This is a genomic window from Streptomyces sp. SCPE 10, from assembly GCF_051980735.1.
Lineage (GTDB): Bacteria > Actinomycetota > Actinomycetes > Streptomycetales > Streptomycetaceae > Streptomyces > Streptomyces misionensis.
Genome location: NZ_CP197069.1, coordinates 7,767,870 through 7,790,441 on the forward strand (window position 1 = coordinate 7,767,870; position 22,572 = coordinate 7,790,441).

Genomic DNA, 22,572 nt, shown 5'->3' on the forward strand with positions numbered 1-22,572 from the left:
AACTGCGCACGCCGACGGCCCTGATCCGAACGGCGCCCCCGGCCACAGCCGGTGCTCCCGGTCCTCGCGTCTCGTGCGAGGACCGAAGACCGGCATGGCTTCCGCCGGCATCCGGATGAAGCGCTGTCAGCCGATGAAGTGTCATCAGCCGGCGAGCAGGGCCTCCACCGTCGAGCACGGATCCCATTCGGGGTCCAGGCCGGTCAGCCGTTCGGCGACCCGGTGCCAGGCCGCCGGGTCCGTGCCGAGGCTCGTGCGCACGAGGCCGGTGAGGAGGGTACGGGCCTCGGCGGCCTCCGGTGGGGCGTCCGTGCGACGGGCGGCGCTGCCCAGGTAGGCGAGCAGCCACGCGGCCGGGGTCGCGAGGCGCACCAGGTCGGCGCCGTCGAGGAGTCCCGCCGTGAGCAGCCCGTCCAGCTGGGTGGTCGGCGCGCGGTGGAACAGGCCGCCGAGGCCGTGCCGGGCCCGCTCCCGGGTGAGCCGCGCGCTGCCGAGCAGGCCGTCGGGGCCCGGTTCGGGCAGCAGCGCCGCATGCCGCAGCCGTACGTCCTCGGGGACGCCGTCCAGGCGGACGATGTCCTGCCAGTAGGGGAGTGGTTCCCGGGCGTGGGCGGCTTCGAGGGCGGACCAGTCCACGGGCTCGCCCGGCGGGAGGGATTCGACGACGTCCCGTGCGCGCGGTGCGCTCTGGGCACGCCGCAGCTTCCGTACGAGCTTGTCCGGCGCCGTCTCGCGGTCGAGCCGGGCGCGCATGACGGCGGCGGGGTCGGTGGACGCGAGTGCCTTCGCGCATACGGCGGCCGCGGAGGGCCCCAGCGCGTTCCGCCCCACGAGCCGCGCCAGCCGGTCGGCGCCGCCGTGCTCGAACAGCCGTAGACAGCCGAGCAGTTGATGACCGAGGCCAAGTCGCCGACCCTCCCTTTCCAGCAGCTCCTCCACGAGGTCGGGTTCGGCGGAGCACAGCCACACCGGACCGCCGGCCGGCCAGGCCGAGCCCTCGGCACGCCAGTCGGCCAGCACCCGGGCGCCCAGCGAGGGCCGCCCGGTGCCGGGCCGCGAGCGGGTCACGATGCGGTGGACGGTGGGCCTGGGGTTCCAGTGCCGCAGCAGGGCCAGGTCGACCTCGGGATCGTCGAGGTCGACGAGGCGCTCCACGGCACCACTCCGCTCCAGCCAGCGGGACTGGGCGGCGAGGACACGCAGCGCGTCGCGGTCGCGGTCCGCGAGCAGCCGGTCGAGGGCGACGCGCGGTGTACGGTCGTGGCGCAGCAGGTACGCGGCGAGCAGCCAGGGGGCGTCAGGGCCGAGCCGGGGCAGTACGGCGTCGACGACCTCCGCGTCGGCGAGGCAGAGCAGGGTGCCCTCCGGCCAGCCCCACAGATGGTCACCGCGCTCCAGAAGCTTGATCGCCTCGTCGGGGGTGCCCGGCCTGGCCCTGCCGATGGACATTGCCGCGCCCGCCTCCGGAACCGCTCCGGACCGCGCGCGCTCCACCAGCTCCGCCCACGTGAGCCCCTCCGCGGCGGCTTCGGACGCCGTCACGGTCGCGGCCAGGCGGAGCCAGGCGTCGGGGTCGGTGCCGAGTTCGGCGCGCAGCCGACGGGCGAGCGCGGCCCGCCAGGCGTCGGCGAACGCGAGCCGGTTCCAGTCGTGCGGCAGCAGCAGAAGGCGTCGCGCGGGCAACAGGGCGAGAAGTTCGTCGGCGGGCAACACGCCCTGCACATAGGCGCGTTCGGTGTGCTGCGCGCCGGACCCGTACGTCTCGGGGAGCCGAGCGCGCACCTGCGCGAGGCCGGGCGCCTCGTACGCGACGCCGTTCCGGGACGCGGGGATGCCCTGAAGGGCGCAGGCGACGGCGAACCAGCGGGGGACGGCGAGGCCCGGCGCGGTCGCCGGCTCGTACTCGGTCAGCGCGCGCAGCACCGTGGGATCCTTCGGCCGAGGCGCACCGTCCGGGGCGAGGGAGTACAGCAGGTCGAGTGCGGCCAGAGCGTGCACACGGCCGCGCCGGTGGACGGCCCCGCGGGAGGCGGGTTGCGAGGCCGGTGCCACGGATTCGCCGGGCGGTTCGGCCTCGGCGACGGTCGCGGCCGTGGGTTCGGCGTGGGCGACGGTCTCGGTCGCGGGTGCGCGCTCGGCGGCGGAGTCGGGCGAGAGACCGGGCTCGGCGACGGGCCCGGTCGGCGGTTCGAGGCCGGTGACGAACTCAGCCGGGGCTTTGCCCGCCTCGGCTATCAGCTCCGCGACCGTCCCCTCGTGGTCGGGCAGCAGGACGTCGAGCGCCGCCCAGGCTCGCCCTTGTCCGTCCAGATGCGCCTCCGTCAGCGCGCGCAGTTCGGCGACCGCTGCGGCGCCGAGCAGATCCCGCTGGGCGAGGCGAGCGAGCGCGGCCAGGGCATGGGCGGCGGGACGCGCGACGCCGATCAGCTCCACCGGGTCGAGGAGCCCCGCGGCCGCCATGCCCTCCGCCCAGACGGCGGCCCTCTCGTCGAGTTCCTCCTCCGCGAGGCGCACCGCGGGCGCGGTGGTGTTCCCCGCGCGTCTGCCCCCGGCCGGCCAGGGCTCGTTGAGGACACTCAGCCGGAACGCCTGGCGCTGCGCGTCGCTCGCCGCCTCGTGACGGGCCAGCTCCTCGCAGGCCCTGGGCATGAACGGGGTCGCCGCATGGGCCGCGGCGAGGGCGTCGAGGTCATGGGCGTACGGCTCGGACAGCAGGTGGCGCAAGGTGCTGGTGCCCCGAGTGGTGGCGAGCAGCGCGGGCAGCCGGGCGGGGTCCTCGTACGGCTCGCCCTGCGCGCGCAGTCGGCGCAGCCCGTCGTCGTCCGGGTCGGCCAGAGCCGCGGTGACCGTGTCCACGACGGACCGGCTGAGCCAGGGCGCCACGGCGGGGTCGTCGAGCAGGGCGTGTACGGCGTCCGGGCCGGTCCGCTCCCAGACTCTCAACAGGGCGTACTGCTGTGCGACTTGGCGCACCCCGCACCTCAGTGCCGGCGCGACGAGCCGCGGGTCGCCCGAGCCGAGCAGCGGGGTGAGCCAGGTGCGCGGGACCTGGCCGCCCGGAGCCGTCAGTTCGGTGCGCAACGCGTCGTCCAGCGGCACGGTGTCGAGCCGTTCCACGATGGTGCGGCGCAGGGACTGGGTGGTGCGCGGGTTGCGATAGACGGCCGCGGCGACCTGGGCGTCGCCGACCGCGGCCAGTCGGGCCAGGATCCGGGTGTCGAGCCGGGGATGGCGGGCCAGGGCCGCCCGGGTGCGGGTGTCACCGTGGCCGACGACGGCGGTGAGGAGGGCGTGGCCCGGCAGAGCCCCGCCGGCCAGCAGTTCCGTCGTCACCCGCTCGGGCAGCGCGGCGAGCGCGGCGGCGGCGTGTTGCGGCTCGGTGTGTTCGAGGAGCAGGCCGAGTGTGCGGTGGACGCTGCGGGGCGCGGGAGGGCGGAGCGTGTCGTCGGACATCGGCGGCACCGGCGGCGCGGCCAGCAACTCGGGCAGATTGCCGTTGTATCCGGCCAGCGCGTCGTGCAGCCCGCGCCAACGGCCCGTGTCCGCTCCGAGGTGACGTGCCGTCAACTCGATGAGAAGGGCGGTCGTCTCGTCGTCGACGCCACCCGCGGCGGCGACCTTGCCCGCCACCGAGCTCGCGGGCCGCGCCTGCTTCACCACCCGCAGCGCGGCACCACTCCTCGGGCCCGCGTCCTTCGTGTCCCGACCGGCGGCGACCATCTCGCGCAGTAGCCGCCCGACCGCCCCCGTCTGCGTATTCGCCATGATCGTCATGGTAGACAGGGCACTTGACGGCCCCTCACGGGCCTCGCCTCGCCGAAGAATGAAGTGACCGCGCTCGCCACGACGGCCACGGGGGAACCGGGTCGGGCCGGGCTCACGATCCAGGTGTTCCGAACGTCCTCGCAGCACGCGGCGCATCCGCCCGTCGCGCGGCTGGTCGGTTCCGGTCGCGCATCCGAAGGCTGATCAGCGCGGTGACGGCGAAGACGGCGGCCTCGTAGACCATGGCGTGCCGAAACTCGGCGCCCGGGCCGGCGGCGGGTGCGAAGTAGACGAGCCCCGCCGCAGCCACCCCGATCGACCCGCCCAGCTGCTGAGCCGTGGGCAACAGCCCGGCCACGGAACCGGCCGCGGAGCCGTCCACCCTCGCCAGCACCGACGCGAACACCGAGGCGGTGAACGAGCCGAACGCGGCGCCGCCGAGCGCCAGGACCGGCAACGCCGCCCAGCGTCCGGCCGCCGTGTCGATGAGCGGCGCGAGCGCCAGGGCCGTCCCCGCCAGTACCAGTGCCGAGACCGTGAGCACGGCCGACCCGTGTCGGCGGGCCAGCGCGGGTGCGCCACGGCTGCCCAGCACGGCCGCGGCCGCGAAGGGAGCCGACGTCAGCGCGGCCGTGAGGGCGGAATACCCGATGGCCGACTGCAGATGCAGGAACAGCAGATAGGTGAAGGACGGCACCCCGGAGTTGAAGACGAACACCAGCAGCACCCCCGCACGCGCCCTCCGGTCGCGGAACAGCGACGGATGCACCAGAGGATCCGGCCGGTGCGGGAGCGTCAGGGCGAAGCAGCCCAGAACGGCCACGGACACGGCCAGCGTGGCCCATGTCCACCAGGGCCAGCCGGCTTCCCCTCCCAGCGCGAGCGGCAGCACCAGCGCACCGAAGCCCACGGTGGTCAGCAACACGCCCACCCCGTCCACGCGTTGCCCGGCCGCGCCCCGTGTGCGAGGCAGTACGGTCGCGCCCGCGAGCGAGACGAGTGCCACCAGCGCCGTGACCAGGAACACCGAGCGCCAGCCGAGACCGAAGAGGTCGGCCCCGACGAGAAGTCCGCCGATCAGTGGCCCGGCCAGCGATGCCACTCCCATCGTGGCACCGAACAGGCCGAGAGCCCGTGGGCGCCGGGCAGCGGGGACGGCGACCTGGATGATCGACAGGACCTGCGGGGCGACCAAACCGCTGCCCGCGCCCTGGACCAGCCGGGCGACGACGAGGAACGTGGCGTTCGGAGCACACGCGGCGGCCACCGAACCGGACATGAAGACGACGGTGCCCAGCACGAACAGCCGGTGGTAGCCGTACCGGTCGCCGAGGCGCGCGGCCGTGATGAGCAAGCAGGCGTAGGTCAGGGTGTACCCGGCCAGGACCAGCTGTACGGCACCTGGGCCGGCACCCAGGCCGGTCCGGATCGCCGGGGCGGCGATCTGCGCGATGGTGACATTGAGCAACTGCACGAATGTCGCGCTCAGTACGACCGGCAGCACGAGCCGCCCGCCGCCACCGGCGTCGAGCCGTCCCCCGCTCGGGGACGGGGAACCCGGCACGGGCCGAGGCCGGCTCACGAGGCGAGGACCGCGGCGAGTTCGCGCGGCCGGGCGGCGAACGGGCTGTGGCCGCCGGACAGGGTGTGCACGGTGAACGGGTTACCGGGGAAGGCCCGGTCGGCTTCCGCGATCATCAGGTCCTGCGCGGCCGGAGCCAGCGCCCGGTCCTCGGCGCAGCGCAGGAAAGTTCGCGGAATGCGTCCCCACCGTGCCGTGGTCAGGACGACCGGAGCCGCCGGGATCGCCAGGGGCAGGTCAGGGCTCAGCACGGAGCGCCATCGGTCGAAGCGGTCCAGGGGGGTGTCGTGGTAGTAGGTTTCCCGCAGTTCGTCGAGGTAGGCGGCATCGGGTGAGAGCGGATTGATCCGTACGGCGCCCAGGGCCTCGGAGTCGCCGAGGTTCAGGTTCCGGCCCAGCGCGGTGGCGTTCTCGGGCGAGCCCAGATAGTCGAAGAACCGCGGCCGCCCGCCCGGGACGAACGCGGACAGGTAGACGATCCGGTCCACCAGCTCGGGCGCCCGCTCCGCGGCCAGGGACGCGGGACCGCCGCCCGCGCTGTGCGCGACGAGCACGACAGTGCGATGGTGACGCACCTGGTGCAGGACGGCCAGCACTGCCTCGGCGCAGTCGTCCATCGTCAGGGTGGCGAGCTGTGACTTCTCGGTCAGCAGGCCCGGTTGGCCGGGCAGCAGGTATCCGGTGGGCAGGGGTGCGTCGAAGCCGTGCCCCGGCAGGTCGACGGCCACGCTTGCGGCGCCCAGTCCGGCCAGTGCGCGCTGCGTCGCCGCCCACTGTCCGGAGCTGTGCCAGGCGCCGTGCACGAACACGAAGACGGTGTCGGTCAGAGAGACGTTCTTCATGGCTCCATTCCAGACAGGAACCACAGCGCCATCCATTTACAGATCTGATAAGTGGCCTGGCGATATATTTGAGGTATTGCCACCGGCCGATGGAGCCGATGGAGCCGATGGAGCCGATGGAGCCGATGGAACCGATGGGAGGGTGGGCGGGTCATGGAAGCGCGGCACCTGCGGTACGCGGTTGCTCTCGCCGAGCACGAACACTTCGGCCGGGCGGCCCGCGAGCTGGGCATCGCGCAGCCGCCGCTGTCCAAGCAGATCGCCGACCTGGAGCGCGAGGTCGGGGCCCGGCTGTTCGACCGCACACGCCAGGGGGTGTTCCCGACCGCCGCCGGCGAGGCGTTCCTCGCGCGGGCGCGCCGGGCGCTCGACGAGATCGCGGCGGCCGCGGTCGACGCGGGCCGGGCCGCGCGCGGCGAGACGGGACGTCTGCGCCTGGGGTTCATCGCCTCGGCACTGCTCGACCCGCTGCCGGGCGTTTTGAACCGGTTCGGCCGTGAACGGCCCGACGTGAGACTGGAACTGCACGAGATGGCAACCAGCCGCAGCAGCCCGGCTCTCGTCGCCGGGGAGCTGGACGTGGCCTTCACCCTCGGTCCCCCACGGGGTGCCGGAGCCGAGCATCTCGTCTCCGTTCCCGTCGGACACGACCATGTGATCGCCGTGGTGAGTACGGCGCACCCGTACGCGGGTCAACAGTCGGTCACCGCAGAGCAGTTGCGGCGACAGCCGCTGATCGTGTCGGCCGGCGAGGACGAGCCCGCCGTAGCCGCCGGACTGCGCGGCCTGCTGGGCGCGGACTCATCGGCTCTCGGCGGCGCGACCGTCGCGAGGGACGTGCACACGATCATCGGCCTCGCCGCCTCGGGCGTGGGCGTCGGCCTGGGGCCGTCCCGTATGAGGGCGGTCCCGCGATCGGGAGTACGGTTCTGTGAAGTGACCCCGCGCACACCACTGCCCGATCTCGTCCTGTCCTTCGCGGCCCGCGATCGCTCCCCGGTGCTGGCCGCCTTCCTCGACACCATCCGGAAGAACTGCCCCGACGTAGGTGCCGCACTCGACGACCGGCTCCGATCCCACACGTGATGCGGGCCGGGCATCCCTCGCACACCGGGTGCTGAACGTGGGTTCGTGATGAGAGGAAGGCCACGGAGAACGACATGACGGCGCGGGACATCCGGGCCAGCTCCTCTCGACCCGTGCCAGTGGTAGCACCTTGAGCCCGGACAAATGATCACGATGCACGAGGACCGATCCGTCGCCGGAACGGCCGTCGTCCGGCAGCCCCTGTGGCGGCGCGCATCACGTAGAGCGAAGCCGCTGTAGAAGTTGCCTCGTGGTCGCCCGCGTGCACACCGGGCTCGACCAGTTCGGGGAACACCTGCCCTTCCCGGATATCCAGGGGCGTGGGCGCTGTGGGCACGGATAGCATCCGCAGTCGTACGTCCGCCGTCCGCCGATCGAGGAACCCGCCGATGCCGAGCCGTCCGCCCGTCGTGATCGAAGAGTTCTCCGTCTCCGACCCCGATGCCGGACCCTACGGAATCGCTGCCGGACCGGACGGTGCACTGTGGTTCACCATGGTCCACCACGGACGGATCGGCCGCATCACGCCCGACGGCGAAGTGACTGCCCATCAACTGGAACCGGCTTGCGGCGGACCGTCGATCATCACGGCCGGACCCGACGACGCGCTGTGGTTCACCGAGTTCCGCGGCCACCGGATCGGCCGTGTCACCACGGCCGGGAGCATCACCTCGTTCCCGCTGCCGACGCCCGACGCCGGGCCGTTCGGCATCACCGTGGGCCCCGACGACGCGCTGTGGTTCACCGAGGCCAACGCCGACCGCATCGGCCGGATCACGCCCGACGGGCAGATCACCGAGTTCCCCCTCCCGGTTTCGGGCGCCTTCCCGTCGGCCATCGCCACGGGCCCGGACGACCGGCTGTGGTTCACGATGAACCAGGCGAACGCGATCGGCGCCATCGGATGCGACGGTGACGTCACCGTGCACCCGGTGCCCACACCGGCCGGCGCCCCGGTCGGCATCACGGCCGGTGCCGACGGCGCCCTGTGGTTCGTCGAGATCGGCGCCGGTCGGATCGGACGGATCACGCCGGACGGGAAGGTCGACGAATTCGCCCTGCCCGACCCCGCGTCACGCCCGCACGCCATCGCCGCCGGCGCCGACGGAAACTGCTGGTTCACCGAGTGGGGAGCCAACCGCATCGGCCGGATCACCCCGGACGGCCACATCGACGAGCACGACCTTCCCCGCCCGGCCTCGGAGCCCCACGGCATAGCCCAAGGGCCGGACGGAGCGATGTGGACCGCCCTGGAGACCGGAACGATCGCACGCCTCACCACCAGCTGAGACGGCACCCCGGCAGGAACGGCAGCGCAACACACCCCGCGGCGCCCTGGTCGGTCACTTCTTGTGCCGACTGCCCGTTGCGGTCACTGGCGGGCAGCCGCTCGAACGAGGGCCGTCGCCGCGGTCTCGATGTCGTCCGGGGTGGTCCAACGGCCCAGGGACAACCGCAGTGCGCCGAGCGCGCGGGCCGGGTCGAGCCCCATGGCGGTCAGTACCGGGGAGGGGGTGTGGTCGCCGCTGTGGCAGGCGGAGCCGGTGGATGCCGCGATCTCCGGAGCGGCGGCGAGCAGTTCGGGACCGAGGACGCCGTCGATGCTGACGTTCACGGTGTTCGGCAAGCGGTTCTTCGCCGGCCCGTTGAGGCGCACGCGACCGGGCAGCCTGTCGGTGAGCCGTCGCTGGAGACCGTCGCGCAGGGCGGCGATGCGGGCCGGGGTGCCGTCGGCGAGTTCGGCGGCCGCGATCCGGGCCGCGGTGCCGAGGGCGACGGCCAGGGCGACGTTCTCGGTGCCGGCGCGCAGGCCGCGTTCTTGACCGCCGCCGTAGACGACAGGCTCCAGCCGGACGCCGTCGCGCACGTACAGGGCCGCGGCGCCCTTGGGGGCGTACATCTTGTGTCCGACCACGGTGAGCAGGTCGACGCCCAGGGCTTCGACGGCGAGCGGGATCTTCCCGGCCGCTTGGGCGGCGTCGCAGTGGAACAGCGCTCCGCGGTCGTGCGCGAGGGTGGCGAGGTCGCCGATCGGCTGGAGGGCGCCGGTCTCGTTGTTCGCCGCCATCACGGAGACCAGCACCGTGTCCTCGTCCAGCGCCGCGGCCAGTGCTTCGGGGCTGAGGAGGCCGTCACTGTCGACCGGCAGCACGGTCACCCTGGTGCCGTGCAGCCGCCGCAGGGCACGGCAGGTCTCCAGGACGGCCGGATGCTCGGTGGCCTGGGTGATCACGTGGGGACGGGACCGGCCGGAGCCCAGCACGGCACCGCGCAGGGCGAGCAGGTCGGCCTCGGACCCGGAACCGGTGAACACGATCTCACCGGGTTCGGCGCCGATCAGGTCCGCCACCTGGCCACGGGCCTCGGCGAGCGCCCGCCGGGGTTCGACGGCGTGGGGGTGGTCGCTGGAGGGATTACCGAAGAAGTCGGTCAGATACGGCAGCATCGCTTCGGCGACACGCGGATCGACCGGGGTGGTGGCGTTGTAATCCAGGTAGACGGGCCCGCCGGTCAGCCCGGGGTGCGGTGGCAGATCGCCGGTATGGGGGCTGCCGAGCAGTTCGGTGTACTCGTCCGCCGTCTCGCGCATCGTCCAGGGCCGTGTCACGAAGGCATGCTAAGCGTTGGCCCACGGCGGCGCCCGGTCCGCGAGCCGACACGGAGCACGCCGTGCCCGGGGCGCGGGACGTCATGGGGCTGCTGCGGCGAAGGCCGGGTGTGCTCATCCAGCACCGAGTGGTGCCGCCGTCAACCGGAGACGATCAAGGCCAGCGAGGCGACGGCGGTGGCGAGGAAGAACCCGGGGAACGCGAGGTTGTACAGCACGCGGGCACGCACGTGGAAGGCGAGCGCGCCCACGTAGAGCAGGACGAGACCGCAGGCCGCGGCGGCGCCGAGGGGGCGCAGCGCGGGGGCGAAGAGGCCGAGGAGGAGGCCCGCCGCACCAGCCGTCTTGAGGGCGGCCAGCCAGGGCAGCCAGGAACGGGGGACACCCACCTGCGCCGAGTTGGCCAGCACGAAGCGCGCCCCGGCGAGGTCGGCGGCGGCGATACCGACGTTGATGGCGGCGGTGAGCAGGGGGACGACGAGGAGCGCGAGCTGGATACCGGTCATGCCTTCAGCGTCTGCACGCACTTCCGCACCGTCCAATACCTGCTTCTATAACCTGGTGGCATGGACGTGGACACGCGCCTGCTCCGGTACTTCGCCGCAGTGGCGGAGGAGGGCAGCCTGACCGGGGCGGCGGAGCGGCTGTTCGTCTCGCAGCCCGCGCTGACCAAGCAGATCCGGCGGCTGGAGGACGCTCTCGGGGTACGGCTCTTCGCGCGTTCGCGGTCGGGGATGGCGCTGACCGAGGCCGGTCGTGAGCTCGCCGCGCGGGTGCCGGCGCTGCTGGACGGCTGGGACGAGGCGGTGCGGGCGACCGGCCGGGCGGCGCGGGTGCTGCGGCTGGGCTTCCTGGACGCGGGCGCGGTGGGCGCCGTCCCCGAGGTCATCGCCGAGTTCCGCCGGGCGCGGCCGGAGTGGCGGGTGGAACTGCGGCAGTTCGACTGGTCGGAACCGAGCGCCGGACTGGCCCGGGGGGAGGTGGACGCGGCAGTGGTGCGGTTGCCGTTCCCGGGTCAGGAGGACTTCGTCGTGCGCGAGTTGTTCGTCGAGGAGCGCGGAGTGCTGCTGCCGGCCCGGCATCCGCTGGCGAACAGCGAGACGGTGGAGTTCCGGGAACTGTGGGACGAGCCGTTCGTCGCGGCCGCAGCCGAGACCGGAGCCTGGAGGGAGCACTGGCTGGCGGCGGGGGAGCGGGACGGGCACCCCGTCCGGGTCGGCGCCGTCACCAGCCGCCCCGACGAGTGGCTCGGAGCGGTGGCCGGCGGCTGCGTGGCGCTGGCCCCGGCGTCGGCGGCCCGTTTCCACTCCCACCCGGGTGTGGTGTTCCGGCCGGTCCGCGGGGTCTCACCGAGCCGGGTGGCACTGGCCCGGCCTCGGCGACGAAACCACGAGGCGGCGGCACTGGACGAACTGCTCCGGGCCGTCACACGGAGGCTGAGCCGACGATGAGGAAGGGACCGGCGGACCGCTCGACCGCCGACACCGTCGCATCGAGCCTGTCGAGCAGCCTCGGAGTGAGGGACTTGCCGGGCGGCGGGTGGTGACCGCCGGGCGAGGACGGCGCCTTGACGACCGTGCGGACCCACAGGTCCCGGTTCCGGCCACGAGGTATCGGCGACGGCCGCGGGTCGTGACGCCCGTACCGCGGAACAGGCCGCGGATAATTGACTGATCGTTCTTGTTTCATCTACGGTCTGGGACGTGGGAAGGACCAAGGAATTCGATCCGGACGCCGCACTGCAGTCGGCTCTTGAACTGTTCTGGCGGCGCGGCTACGAAGCGACATCGATGGCGGACATCGTCGAGCACCTCGGCATCGGCCGCGCCAGCGTCTACGCGACCTTCGGCAGCAAGCGCGAGCTGTACCTGAGGGCCATGGACCGGTACACCGAGACGCGCGACCCGGCCCTCCTCGCCGAGTTGTCCCAGCCGGGGCCCGCCCTGCCCGCCGTACGGGCGGTGGTGCGCCGCTTCGCCTCGGAGGCATCCTCCCCGGACGGACGGCTGAACGGCTGCCTCGTCACCAACACCGCGGCCGAACTCGCCCCGCACGACCCCGCGGCGGCCCGCCGGGTCGAGATCAGCTGGGGGCGCGTCGAGACCCTGCTGCACTCCGCACTCGTGCGGGCGCAGGCCCAGGGCGAACTGCCCGAGGACCGCGATCCGCGCGCACTGGCCCGCATGCTCCTCGTCCTGCTGCAGGGCATACGGGTCGTCGGCAAGGCGTCGGACGACCCCGCCCGGGTGTGGGACGCGGCCGAGCAGGCACTGGCCCTGCTGGACTGAACCCCACCCGCCGTGGCCACCGGGGCTCCGCTCCGGCATGCTCGAATACTGAACCGATTGGTCAAGAAAATCAGGGGGAGGGTATGACCGCCACCGACGCCGCCCGCGTCACCACCGTCCGGCAGCGACGGACCTTCGTCCTCCCCGGCAGCGTCCAGGGCACGCCGATCTCCACCCTTGCCGCGATCACCGTGCCGCTGCCCGTGCTGCGCGCCACCTTCCCCCACCCGACCGCCTACGGCAGGGCGATGGCCACCTGGGGCGGGCTGTCGGTATCCGGCGCGACCGCCGGAACTGGCGAGGGTGATCCCGCCCGTGGCGAGCACGGCACCCGGCAGGTCGAGCGCCCTTCCCCGGCTCGGCATGGTGCCCGGCGGCAGCCGGGGGCGAGGGTGAGGGCCCCGAGGGCCACCACGAGCGGCACCGCGAACGTCCAACGCCGGGACACCGCCGTCGAGATGACGCAGCGACGCCTGGACCCTCGTCGCGACGGCGGCCGTCCTCGGCGTCGTCGCCCTCCTGAACCGCCGTGCCAAGTAGCCCACCACTCACGGGAGTCACCGACATGAACCGCTTCACCGGCAAGACCGTCCTCGTCACCGGCGCGGGCTCCGGCCTCGGCCGCGCGATCGCACTCGCCTTCGCCGCCGAGGGCGCGGCCGTGGTCGGCGCGGGCCGCACCGCGGCTTCCCTGGACGAGACGGTCGGCCTCATCTCGGCCGCCGGCGGCACCGCTGCCGCCGTCACCGCCGATGTCACCGACTCCGGCCAGGTCCACGACCTCGTGCGCGAGAGCGTTGCCCGCTTCGGCGGACTCGACATCGCGGTCAACAACGCCGGGATACTGCGTGGCACCGTGCCGGTCGGCGAGGTGAGCGAGGAGGACTGGGACGCGGTGCTGCGGACCAATGTCACCGGCGTCTGGCTGGCCATGAAGCACGAGATCGCACACATGAAGGAGAACGGCGGCGGCGCCATCGTCAACATCTCCTCCAACCTGGGCGCCCACCTGCGCAGCCCGAACGCCGCCGCGTACATCACGTCGAAGGCGGCGGTCTCCGCGCTGACCCGGGCCGCCGCCCTCGACCACATCCACCAGGGCATCCGGATCAACGCGGTCAGCCCCGGGGCCTCCGCCGCTCCCATGTCGCTGCGGCCCGGCGAGACCGAGGCCGACCGCGCCGAGCGGGTGAAGTCGCAGAACCCGCTCGGCCGGGTCGCGAAGGCCGAGGAGGTGGCCGCCGCGGTGCTCTACCTCGCCTCCCCCGAGGCCGGCGCGGTGGTCGGCACCGACCTGGTCATCGACAGCGGAGCCTCGGCCTGAGGGGGCACTGGCGGTCCTGACCGAGGGGGAGGGGGCAGGGGGAGAAGGCGGGGGAGAAGGGGTCGAGCGCGCCGTGTACGCGGGGCGCGCGCTCACTGCGGACGGCGCGCGACGACGGCCACCCGCGCCCCACCCCGCACCGGGATGCCGCCGGTCATCCCGTCGCGGCCGAGCCCTGCGTCCAGCCGCGAGCCATCGGAAAGCGGGAGGAGGACCTGCGCCGCCCGGACGGGGACCCCCGGGGCATGCGGCGTGGCCGTCGGCCACCGGGAACCCGGCGCCCGTGACGTAGGCGGCCTCCGGTCCGGCGAGGAACGTCACCATGGACGCGACCTCCTCGGTCGTGCCGACCTCGCCGAAGTCGACCCCGCGCAGCCGCGGCACTTCGGTCACGCCGCTCGTCGATGTCCACGGACGACGACGCACCCAGAAACTGTTGCGTGCATGTCAATACTGCGCTTACCTTTACGCGCGTCAACTCAACCTTTACGTGGGGCCATTGATGGCGGGCCCGGCCGGGGCGCTTCGCGAAATCCTCCACACTCCTAGGAGCACCATGTTCGCAGCCGCCCTCTCGCGGTTCAGATCCGGTAACAGCGGTCCCGGCCCTCGCCGGACCCTCCTCCGAGCGTGCGGGCTGCTGGCCGTGGTCCTCAGCGTGCCGATCCTCCCCGGAACCGCCTCGGCGGCCACCGGGGACCACGGGACCCGGGTGCGCATGACGCACCCGGACCAGGACCATGCCGGGTCCGGGCTCCGGCACCTGGGCGCGGCAGCACCGGCGATGACCGCGGCGGCCGCCGTCGGCACGGGCCCGGCCGGCCTCGACGTCAGCCACTACCAGAACAACGTCGACTGGACGTCCGTCAAGAACAACGGCGCCGCCTTCGCCTACGTCAAGGCCACCGAAGGCACCGATTACACGGACCCGTCCTTCTCCCAGCAGTACAACGGCGCGTACGACGCCGGACTGATCCGCGGCGCCTACCACTTCGCGCTCCCCGGCAACTCGAGCGGTACCGTCCAGGCCGACTGGTTCGTCAGCCACGGCGGCGGCTGGACCGCCGACGGCAGGACACTGCCGCCCGCCCTGGACATCGAGTACAACCCCTACGGGGCCACCTGCTACGGGCTGAGCCAGAGCGCGATGGTCTCCTGGATCCGGGACTTCAGCAACGAAGTACGGGCCAAGGTCGGGCGCTACCCGGCGATCTACACCACCACCGACTGGTGGACCACCTGCACCGGCGACAACAGCGGCTTCGGCAGCACCAACCCGCTGTGGATCGCCCGCTACTCCAGCAGCCCCGGCACGCTGCCCGCCGGCTGGTCCACCCAGACGATCTGGCAGTACGCCGACTCCGGAACCTTCCCCGGCGACCAGGACACCTTCAACGGCACGCTCACGGACCTCCAGGCCTTCGCCAAGGGAGGCGGCTACACCCCACCGCCCACGGCGAGTTGGCCCACCGTGCGGCAGGGAGCGGCCGGCGAGCGGGTCACGACCGTCCAGTACCTGCTCGACGCCCACGGTTCCGCGCTGACCGTGGACGGTTCGTTCGGACCGGCCACCGACTCGGCGGTGCGCTCGTTCCAGTCCGCGCACGGCCTCAGCGCGGACGGCGTCGTCGGCCCCGCCACCTGGCAGGCCCTCATCGTCACCGTGCGGCAGGGATCGTCGGGACCCGCCGTCCAGGCGGTGCAGAGCCAGCTCGACGCGCACGGCTTCGCGCTGACCGTGGACGGTTCGTTCGGACCGGCCACCGACTCGGCGGTGCGCTCGTTCCAGTCCGCGCACGGCCTCACCGTGGACGGCGTCGTCGGGTCGAACACCTGGCAGAGCCTCGTTTCCTGAGCATCGGCACGTGATCACAGATGAGGGGACTTCCATGACACGGGCACGACACTCCGCCGACGGCATCGACCGCCGCGCCCTGCTCCGGGGCGCGGCAGGGCTGACGGCCACGCTCGGCTTGGCGGCAACCGTCAGCCTCCAGGCAGCGGGCCAGGCCTCGGCCTACGGCTGGTCCCGCACCCTTCAGCAGGGCGCCTCCGGCTCCGACGTGGTCGAACTGCAGATCCGCGTCGGTGGTTGGGCCGCGTCCGGCGCCCAGCAGACCTATGTCGCCTGGGACGGCGACTTCGGCCCGGCCACGAACGCCGCCGTCCAACGCTTCCAGTACGCCTACGGGTTGAGCGCGGACGGTGTCGTCGGTCCACAGACGCAGAGCGTGCTCAACAGCCTGGAGTCCGGTGACGGATCCACCGCCCATTTCGACTGGACCGAGTTCTCCTCGCAGGACGGCTCCGGTTTCAGCGGCGGAAAGGTCGACGCCGCGACGGTCAAGGAGAACGTGCGCCGGCTGATGTACAAGCTGGAGGCCGTGCGCAAGAAGGCCGGAAACAGCCCGATCACGGTCAACTCCGGCTTCCGCAGCGTCGCGCACAACGCCGCGGTGGGCGGCGCGTCCAACAGCATGCACGTCTACGGCGTCGCCGCGGACATCGTCGTCTCCGGCCACAGCACCCCGCAGACCTACCGGATCGCCGAGACGTGCGGCTTCTCCGGCCTCGAGGCGTACACACACTCGTGGCAGCACGTCGACAGCCGTGTCCAGTACCCCTCGTACGGCTCCGGTTCCTGGTGGTGGGAGAGCGGCGTGGCGTGATCCGCCCGCTCCGGTGCACCGGGCCCGTCCGCGTCGTCGTCGGCACGGACGGGCCCGCCGTCGGTCCGGCCCGCGGTGCGCCGGCCCGCCCTGTGCCCGCTCGCGAGGTGGCCGGCAGGACGGCCGTCCTGCCGGCCTGCGTCATTCGGGTCGCGGGGCCTCGGGTCTCGCGCGCGCGGGGTCAGCCCGCGTCGGCGGTGCGGGCGTTCCAGCGCTCCTCGACCTTGGCCACGCGCCAGTATCCGATGGCCAGGGCCCAGACGACCACGAAGAGGCCGACGATGACGTAGCCGACGTGGTCGAGGTCGAGGCCCGCGATCCAGCCGGACACGCCGTCGCTCAGGCCGAGCTTGTCGTGCAGGACGCCGACCAGTTCGATGGTGCCGACGAAGAAGGCGACGGCGATGGACAGTCCGGTGATGGTGAGGTTGTAGAACACCTTGCGGACGGGGTTGGAGAACGCCCACTGGTAGGCGAAGTTCATGAAGGTGCCGTCGAGGGTGTCGAAGAGGCTCATCCCGGCGGCGAAGAGGAGGGGCAGGCAGAGTATCGCGTACCAGGGGAGACCGGCGGCGGCGCCGTTGCCGGCCAGGGCGAGGAGCAGGACCTCGGTGGTGGTGTCGAAGCCGATGCCGAAGAGGAAGCCGAGGGGGAACATCTGGCCGGGGCGGCGGATGGACTTGGTGAGCCGTCCCAGCAGGCGGTTCATGAAACCGCGTGAGTCGAGGTGCGCCTCCAGCTCGGCCTCGTCGTAGCGTCCGGCCCGCATGGCCTGGAAGACGCGGGCGATGCCGACCAGGGCGACGAGGTTGAGCGCGGCGATGAGGTACAGGAAGCCGCCGGAGACCGTGGTGCCGACGGTGCCGAGTACCTGGTGGGTGCGCGAGCCGTCGTTCATCAGGGTGCCGGCGAGCTGTGCGCCCCCGGCGACCAGCGCGGCCATGGCGATGACCACGCTGGAGTGGCCGAGCGCGAACCAGAAGCCGACCGAGACCGGCCGCTGCCCGTCGGCCATCAGCTTGCGGGTGGTGTTGTCGATCGCGGCGATGTGGTCGGCGTCGAACGCGTGCCGCATCCCAAGGGTGTAGGCCGTGATGCCCAGGCCGACTCCGAACGCCTTGGTGCCGACCTCGTAGTGATGTGGGGTGACGAGCAGGAAGAGGATCCCGAAGGCGATCACGTGCAGGACGACGATCACGGTCAGGAGGCCGGCGGTTCGGACGGTGTCCTCGCGCCGCCAGCGGAAGGAAGGGGAGGCGGCGGTTTCGGGCACGCCTTCGGGCATGGTCATACGGTCACGCTCCAGCACCTCGTGGATCAGATTCGTGCTGCCGTGGCCGGTCTCCTGGCTGACGGGTCATCGCGCCCACCCCTGCCTTCCCGGCCGCGAGGCCAGTGGCAATGCATGGGGCGGGAACTTCCCGATCACAGTGGCGAGGGCCGCTCCGGACTGAGCCCCTGAGGGCTGTCACCGGTCTTCCCGAACACCACGGCCCGCTCACCCTAGAAGCCCGGACGTCGAGGTCGCAAGGCGGCGTGGACGCAGGGGCGGTGGGGCAGGACGTCGCGGATCGCGCTGACGGGGCCATGCGTCCCGTCCCCGTGCGACGCGCCGGACGGCGCGCCAGCGGCGGTCGGGGAGCAGGGGAAACGGTCGGCCCGGGTGACCGTCGCACGGCCGTGGCGAGGGTGGAGCGGGCCGCGGAGTGCGAGCGCGGGTTCACCCGGGCGCGATTCGGTCGACCTCACGGTCGGGCCCGGGGACGAGTGAGGGGCGGCCGGGGAGTGCGGCCGCCCCTCCTCACCGTGTGAACGGGGTCACGGCTTGGGCGTGGCGTGCGGGGCGCAGGTCACGTCGGAACCGTCCAGCGTGCCGTCGATCAGATAGGCGTCGACGCGCTGGTTGATGCAGGGGTTCTCCAGGCTGGTCACCCCGTGGGAACCCGCGTCCTTCTCGGTGATCAGACGGGAGCCGGCGAGACGCTTGTGCAGCTCGACCGCACCCGCGTAGGGGGTCGCGGCGTCGCGGGTCGACTGCACGATCAGCACGCGCGGCAGACCCTTGTGGGTCGTGACGTCGACCGGGTTCTGCTGCTTGACCGGCCAGGTGGCGCAGGGCAGGTTCATCCAGGCGTTGGCCCAGGTCATGAACGGGTAGTCCTGGTTGAGCCGGGTGTTGTCCCGGTCCCATGTCCGCCAGCTGGTGGGCCACTTGGCGTCGGTGCACTCGACCGCCGTGTAGACGGCGTTGGAGTTCTCCGACGCGATGTTGCCCGCGGTGTCCGACATGTCGGGGGCGACCGCGTCGACCAGGGCCTGGGTGTCTCCGGCGACGTACTTGCCGAAGACGGTGGCGACCGGCACCCACGAGGAGTCGTAGTAGGGGGCGCTCTGGAAGAAGGAGATCAGCTCGGCGGGACCGACGACCCCGCCGATGGGGCTCTTCTTGGCGGTGGCGCGCAGCTGGAGCCACTTGTCCTGGACGGCGGCGCGCGTGGTGCCGAGGTGGAAGGCGGCGTCGTTGGCGGCGACCCAGTCCTCCCAGTCCTTCCAGCGACTCTCGAAGGCGACGTCCTGGTCCAGGTTCGCCTGGTACCAGATGTTGTCCCGGGCCGGGTTGGTCACGCTGTCCACGATCATGCGGCGCAGGTGGCCCGGGAAGAGGGTGCCGTAGACGGCGCCGAGATAGGTGCCGTAGGAGACGCCGAGGTAGTTGAGCTTCCGTTCGCCGAGCGCGGCGCGGATGACGTCCAGGTCGCGGGCGGTGTTCGGCGTGGTCATCTGCTGGAGCATGGCGCGGCCGGTGCGGTCCAGGCAGCCGTCGGCGTACTCGCGGGCCAGCTTGCGCTGGGCGAGCTTGTCCGCCTCGGTGTCCGGGACCGGGTCCGCCTTCGGCGCCCGTACGAACTCCTGCGGGTCCGCGCAGGAGATCGGCGCCGAGTGGCCGACGCCGCGCGGGTCGAAGCCGACGAAGTCGTAGGCCTTTGCGACGTTCGCCCAGACCGGCTTCTTGCCGGTGACCCGGGTCGGGAAGCGCAGCCCGGAGCCGCCGGGGCCGCCCGGGTTGTAGACGAGCGCGCCCTGGCGCTCGGCCGGGGTGCCGGTGCTGCCGACACGGTCGACGGCGAGCTTGATCTGCTTGCCGTCCGGGTGGGTGTAGTCGACGGGCACGCTGACCCAGCCGCACTGGATGGGCTTGGCCAGCCCCCAGTCGGCCGGGCAGTCCCGCCAGTCGACGCCGGCCTTGGCGGCGCGGGCGGCGGCGATCTCCGCGCCCTTCGCCGCGCGGTCCTGGCCCGGCCGGCCCGCGGCGCCGGCCGCCGGTGCCGAGACGACACCCGCGATCAAGCTCGCGGTGACGAGTGCTCCGGCCGAACCGAGCGCCAGTAGGCGGCTCTTCGGTCTGTTCTCCCTCAAGTGGGCCCCTCCCCGAACATCGTTGCGAATGGTCAGGCGGGGATCCTCCCGGCTGTGTGAAGGCTGTGAACAGAGCCTGACAATCATCTTTATCAATCCGATAACCGGATGGTCACGTCCCGTTGAGCGGAGCGGGGCCCGTTCGGGCGAACGGGAGTTGGCGACGCCGAGGACACACACGGCTCGGTCTCCCGCACAGGGCCTGGTCTCAGCCGTGCCCGCACGGGGGCCGGTAGGCGACCCCTGGCAGGTAGGCGCGCCACTGTTTCTCCGTGATGGTGGGATGAGCCCGTACCGAGCACGCCAGTGCCGCCGCGTGCGCCACGTCCGGTTGCCAGAGCTGGGCGGTATGGTCGGCGCTGCCGGTGAACAGCAGCCGTCCGTCCGGGCTGAAGGTCACGGCGTCGACGGCACCGAGGTGGCCGGTCAAGATGTGCCGCGGATGCGCCCGGCGCGGGTCGGTCACGTCCCACAGGCGTGCCGTACGGTCGTTGCTGCCCGACAGGAGCAGTCGTCCGTCGGGGCTGAAGGCCACGGAGGTGACCACGTCGGCGTGCCCTGTGAGGGTCTTCAGCCCCGCCGGGTGCCGTGGGTCGGCGATGTTCCACAGCCGGATCGTCCGGTCGTCGCTGCCGGAGGCCAGCGTCCGGCCGTCCGGGCTGATCGCGACGGCGTCGACGAAGTCGCGGTGGCCGGCCAGCACACCGAGGGGGCGGGGGTGCCGGCCGTCGGTGACGTCCCACAGCCGTACCGTGTGGTCGTCGCTGCCCGAGGCGAGCAGCCGGCCGTCCGGACTGAAGGCCACCGGCTTGACGTTGAGCCGGTGGCCGGTGAGGGCCGACAGCAGCCGGGCCCGGGAGGGGTCGGCGACGTTCCACAGCCGCACCGTGTGGTCGTAGCTGCCGGAGGCGAGCATCCGCCCGTCGGGACTGAAGGCCACCGAGAAGACGATGTCGCGGTGCCCGGCCAGGGTCCGCACCAGGACCGGACGGTGCACGTCGCCGACGTCCCACAGCCGGACCGTACGGTCGCGTCCCGCAGTGGCCAGAAGGCGCCCGTCCGGGCTGAAGGCGACACCGGTGACGATGTCCGGGTGGGGCAGGACACCGGGCGCCGGAACCGGGTGGAGCGGGTCGCCGAGGCCCCACAGCCGCACCGTGTGGTCGAAGCTGCCGGTGGCCACCCAGCCGCCGTCCGGCCGGAACGCGACGGAGCTGACGGCCTGTGTGTGGCCCGCCTGCCCGGGGCTGTTCGGCAAGGCCACCGACATGGTGCTCATGAGTCCGTCCTGCTCCGTCGCCCCCGGCACCAGCCGCAGGGCTGCCAGGCTGAGCTGCGCCGCCAGCGCGGGCCGCGTCGTCCGCAGCGCCACCGCCTGGTCCGACGACTCCCGGGCCAGCGCCGTGTCGCGCTGCCGGGTGAGCTGCTCCTGGGCCCGAACCGCCATGGCGACAGCGCCGACCGCGGCCACCAGGAGTACGGCGAGCAGGGTGGCAAGTTGCCGCGTACGGCGGGTCCGGCGCTGCCCTCGCGCGGCCTCGATGGCCGCGGCCTCGACGCTGGCCCGCAGAAACGCCTGCTCACGCCGGCTCGGACTCAGAGCGGCGTTGTGCGCCATGGTGAGCGTCGCACCCCGGTACAGGGCGCCGGGGTCCCGGCCCAGCGACTCCCAGAGGTCGGTCGCCTCGGTCAGCCGCCGCTGGATGCGCAGCGCTTCCCGGTCCTGGGTGAGCCACTGGTGCAGCCGGGGCCAGCAGCGGATCAGGGCCTCGTGGGCCAGTTCGATCCGGTCCTGGTCCAGCAGGAGCAGCCGCGCGGCCGCCGCGCGGTCGAGGACGACGCGGACGTCGGGCGTGGGATCGAGTTCGGTCGTCGTCATCCTGCGGCGGGTGTCCTCGGTGCCCTCCCCGAGCGCGGTCAGCCGGGTGAAGACCTGCCTGGCCACGTTGCGCTGCGCCGTGCTGAGACCGTCGTAGAAGGTCTCGGCGGTACGGGCCAGGGCACCTTCCAGCCCGCCGGTGGCTCGGAAGCCGTCCAGGGTGAGGGCGTTGCCGCGCCGACGCCGCCAGGTCTCCAGCAGGGCGTGCGACAGCAGGGGAAGGACGCCCGGTCGGCCCTGGGCCTGGGCGGTCAGTGTGGCGAGCAGCGCCCCTTCGACGGTGAGCCCGGATCGTACGGCGGGCTGGACGATCGCGCAGCGCAGTTCCTCCAGGCTCATCGGTCCCACCGGGACCTGTGCGTCGCGCATCACCTCCACCAGGTCGGGGTGGCGGGTGCAGTGGGCGTAGAAGTCGGCGCGGACCCCCAGCACAACCCGGCAGCGGCTGTTCGGTGCCCGTGCGGCGGTCACCAGCGCCCTGATGAAGGCGGCATCCTCCGCGGCGCCCTGGGTGAAGGTCTCCTCGAACTGGTCCACGACGAGGACGACTTCACTCTCGGGTGGCTCCGCCGCGAGGGTTTGGCGCAGCGCGCGGTGCAGGTTCGCGGGGTCGGCGGAGAGTTCCTCGTACCACCGCCCCGGCGTGCCGCCCGCCATCGCCGCGATGTGGATCGCGCACTCCTCCAGAGGGCGCGGACCGGGGGTGAACACCACCGTCCGCTGTTCCAGTGCCGGCACGAGCCCGGCCCGCAGGAGCGACGACTTCCCGGATCCCGACGCACCGATCACCATGACGAACCGCTGTTCCCGGAGCCGCTGCAACACCTGGTCCACCAGCCGTTCCCGGCCGAAGAACCACTCCGCGTCCTGCGTCCGGAATGCCGCCAGCCCCGCGTAGGGCGCTCGTTGCCCGGGCTCCACGGGGGACTGCTCCGGTACGTCCGTTTCGGCTGCCGTTTCACGCCAGATGCGCTCCCACTCCAGCGGGTCCCCGTCACAGGCGCGCACATATGCGAGAGTCACGGCAAGCGTCGGAAGCCGACGGCCGGCCGCCGCCTCGGAAAGCGTCGAAACCGAGTAGTGGGCGCGTTCGGCCATCTGCCGGTATGCCG

The 22,572-nt window shown here is 72.7% G+C and carries 15 protein-coding genes and 1 riboswitch; of the genes, 7 read left to right on the forward strand and 8 right to left on the reverse strand.

The features are described from left to right. Nucleotides 1–144: 144 nt before the first annotated feature. The 3 genes from ACSP97_RS35250 to ACSP97_RS35260 all read right to left on the reverse strand — a co-directional run bounded on the left by ACSP97_RS35250 (nt 145) and on the right by ACSP97_RS35260 (nt 6,189). Nucleotides 145–3,765, reverse strand: a complete 3,621-nt coding sequence (locus ACSP97_RS35250) for a hypothetical protein (protein WP_440555896.1) — start codon at nt 3,763–3,765, stop codon at nt 145–147. 112 nt (nt 3,766–3,877) lie between these two features. Further along, nucleotides 3,878–5,329: an MFS transporter gene (locus tag ACSP97_RS35255; RefSeq protein WP_440555897.1), complete on the reverse strand. Its 1,452-nt coding sequence runs from the start codon at nt 5,327–5,329 to the stop codon at nt 3,878–3,880. A 14-nt stretch (nt 5,330–5,343) separates the two neighbouring features. Continuing rightward, on the reverse strand, nt 5,344–6,189 hold the full coding sequence (locus ACSP97_RS35260) for an alpha/beta hydrolase (protein ID WP_364731090.1): 846 nt from the start codon (nt 6,187–6,189) through the stop codon (nt 5,344–5,346). Between the two features lie 153 nt (nt 6,190–6,342). On the opposite strand from ACSP97_RS35260, the gene ACSP97_RS35265 reads away from it, so the two are divergent. Next, nucleotides 6,343–7,275, forward strand: coding sequence for a LysR family transcriptional regulator (locus ACSP97_RS35265; RefSeq protein WP_355150896.1), 933 nt, complete (start codon nt 6,343–6,345; stop codon nt 7,273–7,275). A 389-nt stretch (nt 7,276–7,664) separates the two neighbouring features. Further along, complete coding sequence (locus ACSP97_RS35270; RefSeq protein WP_382012796.1) at nt 7,665–8,564, forward strand: Vgb family protein; 900 nt, start codon at nt 7,665–7,667, stop codon at nt 8,562–8,564. A gap of 83 nt (nt 8,565–8,647) precedes the next feature. Here ACSP97_RS35270 and ACSP97_RS35275 read toward each other — a convergent pair whose 3' ends face one another. Further along, entirely contained in the window at nt 8,648–9,883 is a 1,236-nt protein-coding gene (locus ACSP97_RS35275) for a cysteine desulfurase family protein (protein WP_440555898.1), read from the reverse strand. 140 nt (nt 9,884–10,023) lie between these two features. Beyond that, nucleotides 10,024–10,389: a DoxX family protein gene (locus ACSP97_RS35280; protein ID WP_355527590.1), complete on the reverse strand. Its 366-nt coding sequence runs from the start codon at nt 10,387–10,389 to the stop codon at nt 10,024–10,026. A gap of 60 nt (nt 10,390–10,449) precedes the next feature. Here ACSP97_RS35280 and ACSP97_RS35285 point away from each other — a divergent pair, with 60 nt between their 5' ends. The 5 genes from ACSP97_RS35285 (at nt 10,450) to ACSP97_RS35305 (ending at nt 16,164) form a co-directional block, all read left to right on the forward strand. Then, nucleotides 10,450–11,334 carry a LysR family transcriptional regulator gene (locus tag ACSP97_RS35285; RefSeq protein WP_440555899.1) on the forward strand — a complete coding sequence of 295 codons (885 nt, stop codon included), beginning with the start codon at nt 10,450–10,452 and terminating at the stop codon, nt 11,332–11,334. A gap of 252 nt (nt 11,335–11,586) precedes the next feature. Then, nucleotides 11,587–12,171: a TetR/AcrR family transcriptional regulator gene (locus ACSP97_RS35290; RefSeq protein WP_440555900.1), complete on the forward strand. Its 585-nt coding sequence runs from the start codon at nt 11,587–11,589 to the stop codon at nt 12,169–12,171. A gap of 565 nt (nt 12,172–12,736) precedes the next feature. After that, nucleotides 12,737–13,495 (forward strand): SDR family NAD(P)-dependent oxidoreductase, encoded by a 759-nt coding sequence (locus ACSP97_RS35295; protein WP_355150882.1) that lies wholly within the window; start codon nt 12,737–12,739, stop codon nt 13,493–13,495. Nucleotides 13,496–14,213: 718 nt separating this feature from the next. Continuing rightward, nucleotides 14,214–15,350, forward strand: a complete 1,137-nt coding sequence (locus ACSP97_RS35300) for a GH25 family lysozyme (protein WP_440555901.1) — start codon at nt 14,214–14,216, stop codon at nt 15,348–15,350. Between the two features lie 34 nt (nt 15,351–15,384). After that, the gene (locus ACSP97_RS35305) at nt 15,385–16,164 is read left to right on the forward strand and encodes a D-Ala-D-Ala carboxypeptidase family metallohydrolase (RefSeq protein WP_440555902.1); all 780 of its coding nucleotides are present in this window, start codon (nt 15,385–15,387) and stop codon (nt 16,162–16,164) included. A gap of 181 nt (nt 16,165–16,345) precedes the next feature. On the opposite strand, the gene ACSP97_RS35310 is transcribed toward ACSP97_RS35305, so the two are convergent. The 3 genes from ACSP97_RS35310 to ACSP97_RS35320 all read right to left on the reverse strand — a co-directional run bounded on the left by ACSP97_RS35310 (nt 16,346) and on the right by ACSP97_RS35320 (nt 22,483). Then, nucleotides 16,346–17,455, reverse strand: coding sequence for a HoxN/HupN/NixA family nickel/cobalt transporter (locus tag ACSP97_RS35310; protein ID WP_355325562.1), 1,110 nt, complete (start codon nt 17,453–17,455; stop codon nt 16,346–16,348). 27 nt (nt 17,456–17,482) lie between these two features. Then, nucleotides 17,483–17,672, reverse strand: a riboswitch (cobalamin riboswitch). Nucleotides 17,673–17,982: 310 nt separating this feature from the next. Continuing rightward, nucleotides 17,983–19,581, reverse strand: a complete 1,599-nt coding sequence (locus ACSP97_RS35315) for an alpha/beta hydrolase (RefSeq protein WP_440555903.1) — start codon at nt 19,579–19,581, stop codon at nt 17,983–17,985. A gap of 208 nt (nt 19,582–19,789) precedes the next feature. Beyond that, nucleotides 19,790–22,483 (reverse strand): nSTAND1 domain-containing NTPase, encoded by a 2,694-nt coding sequence (locus ACSP97_RS35320; RefSeq protein ID WP_440555904.1) that lies wholly within the window; start codon nt 22,481–22,483, stop codon nt 19,790–19,792. Nucleotides 22,484–22,572: the final 89 nt, after the last annotated feature.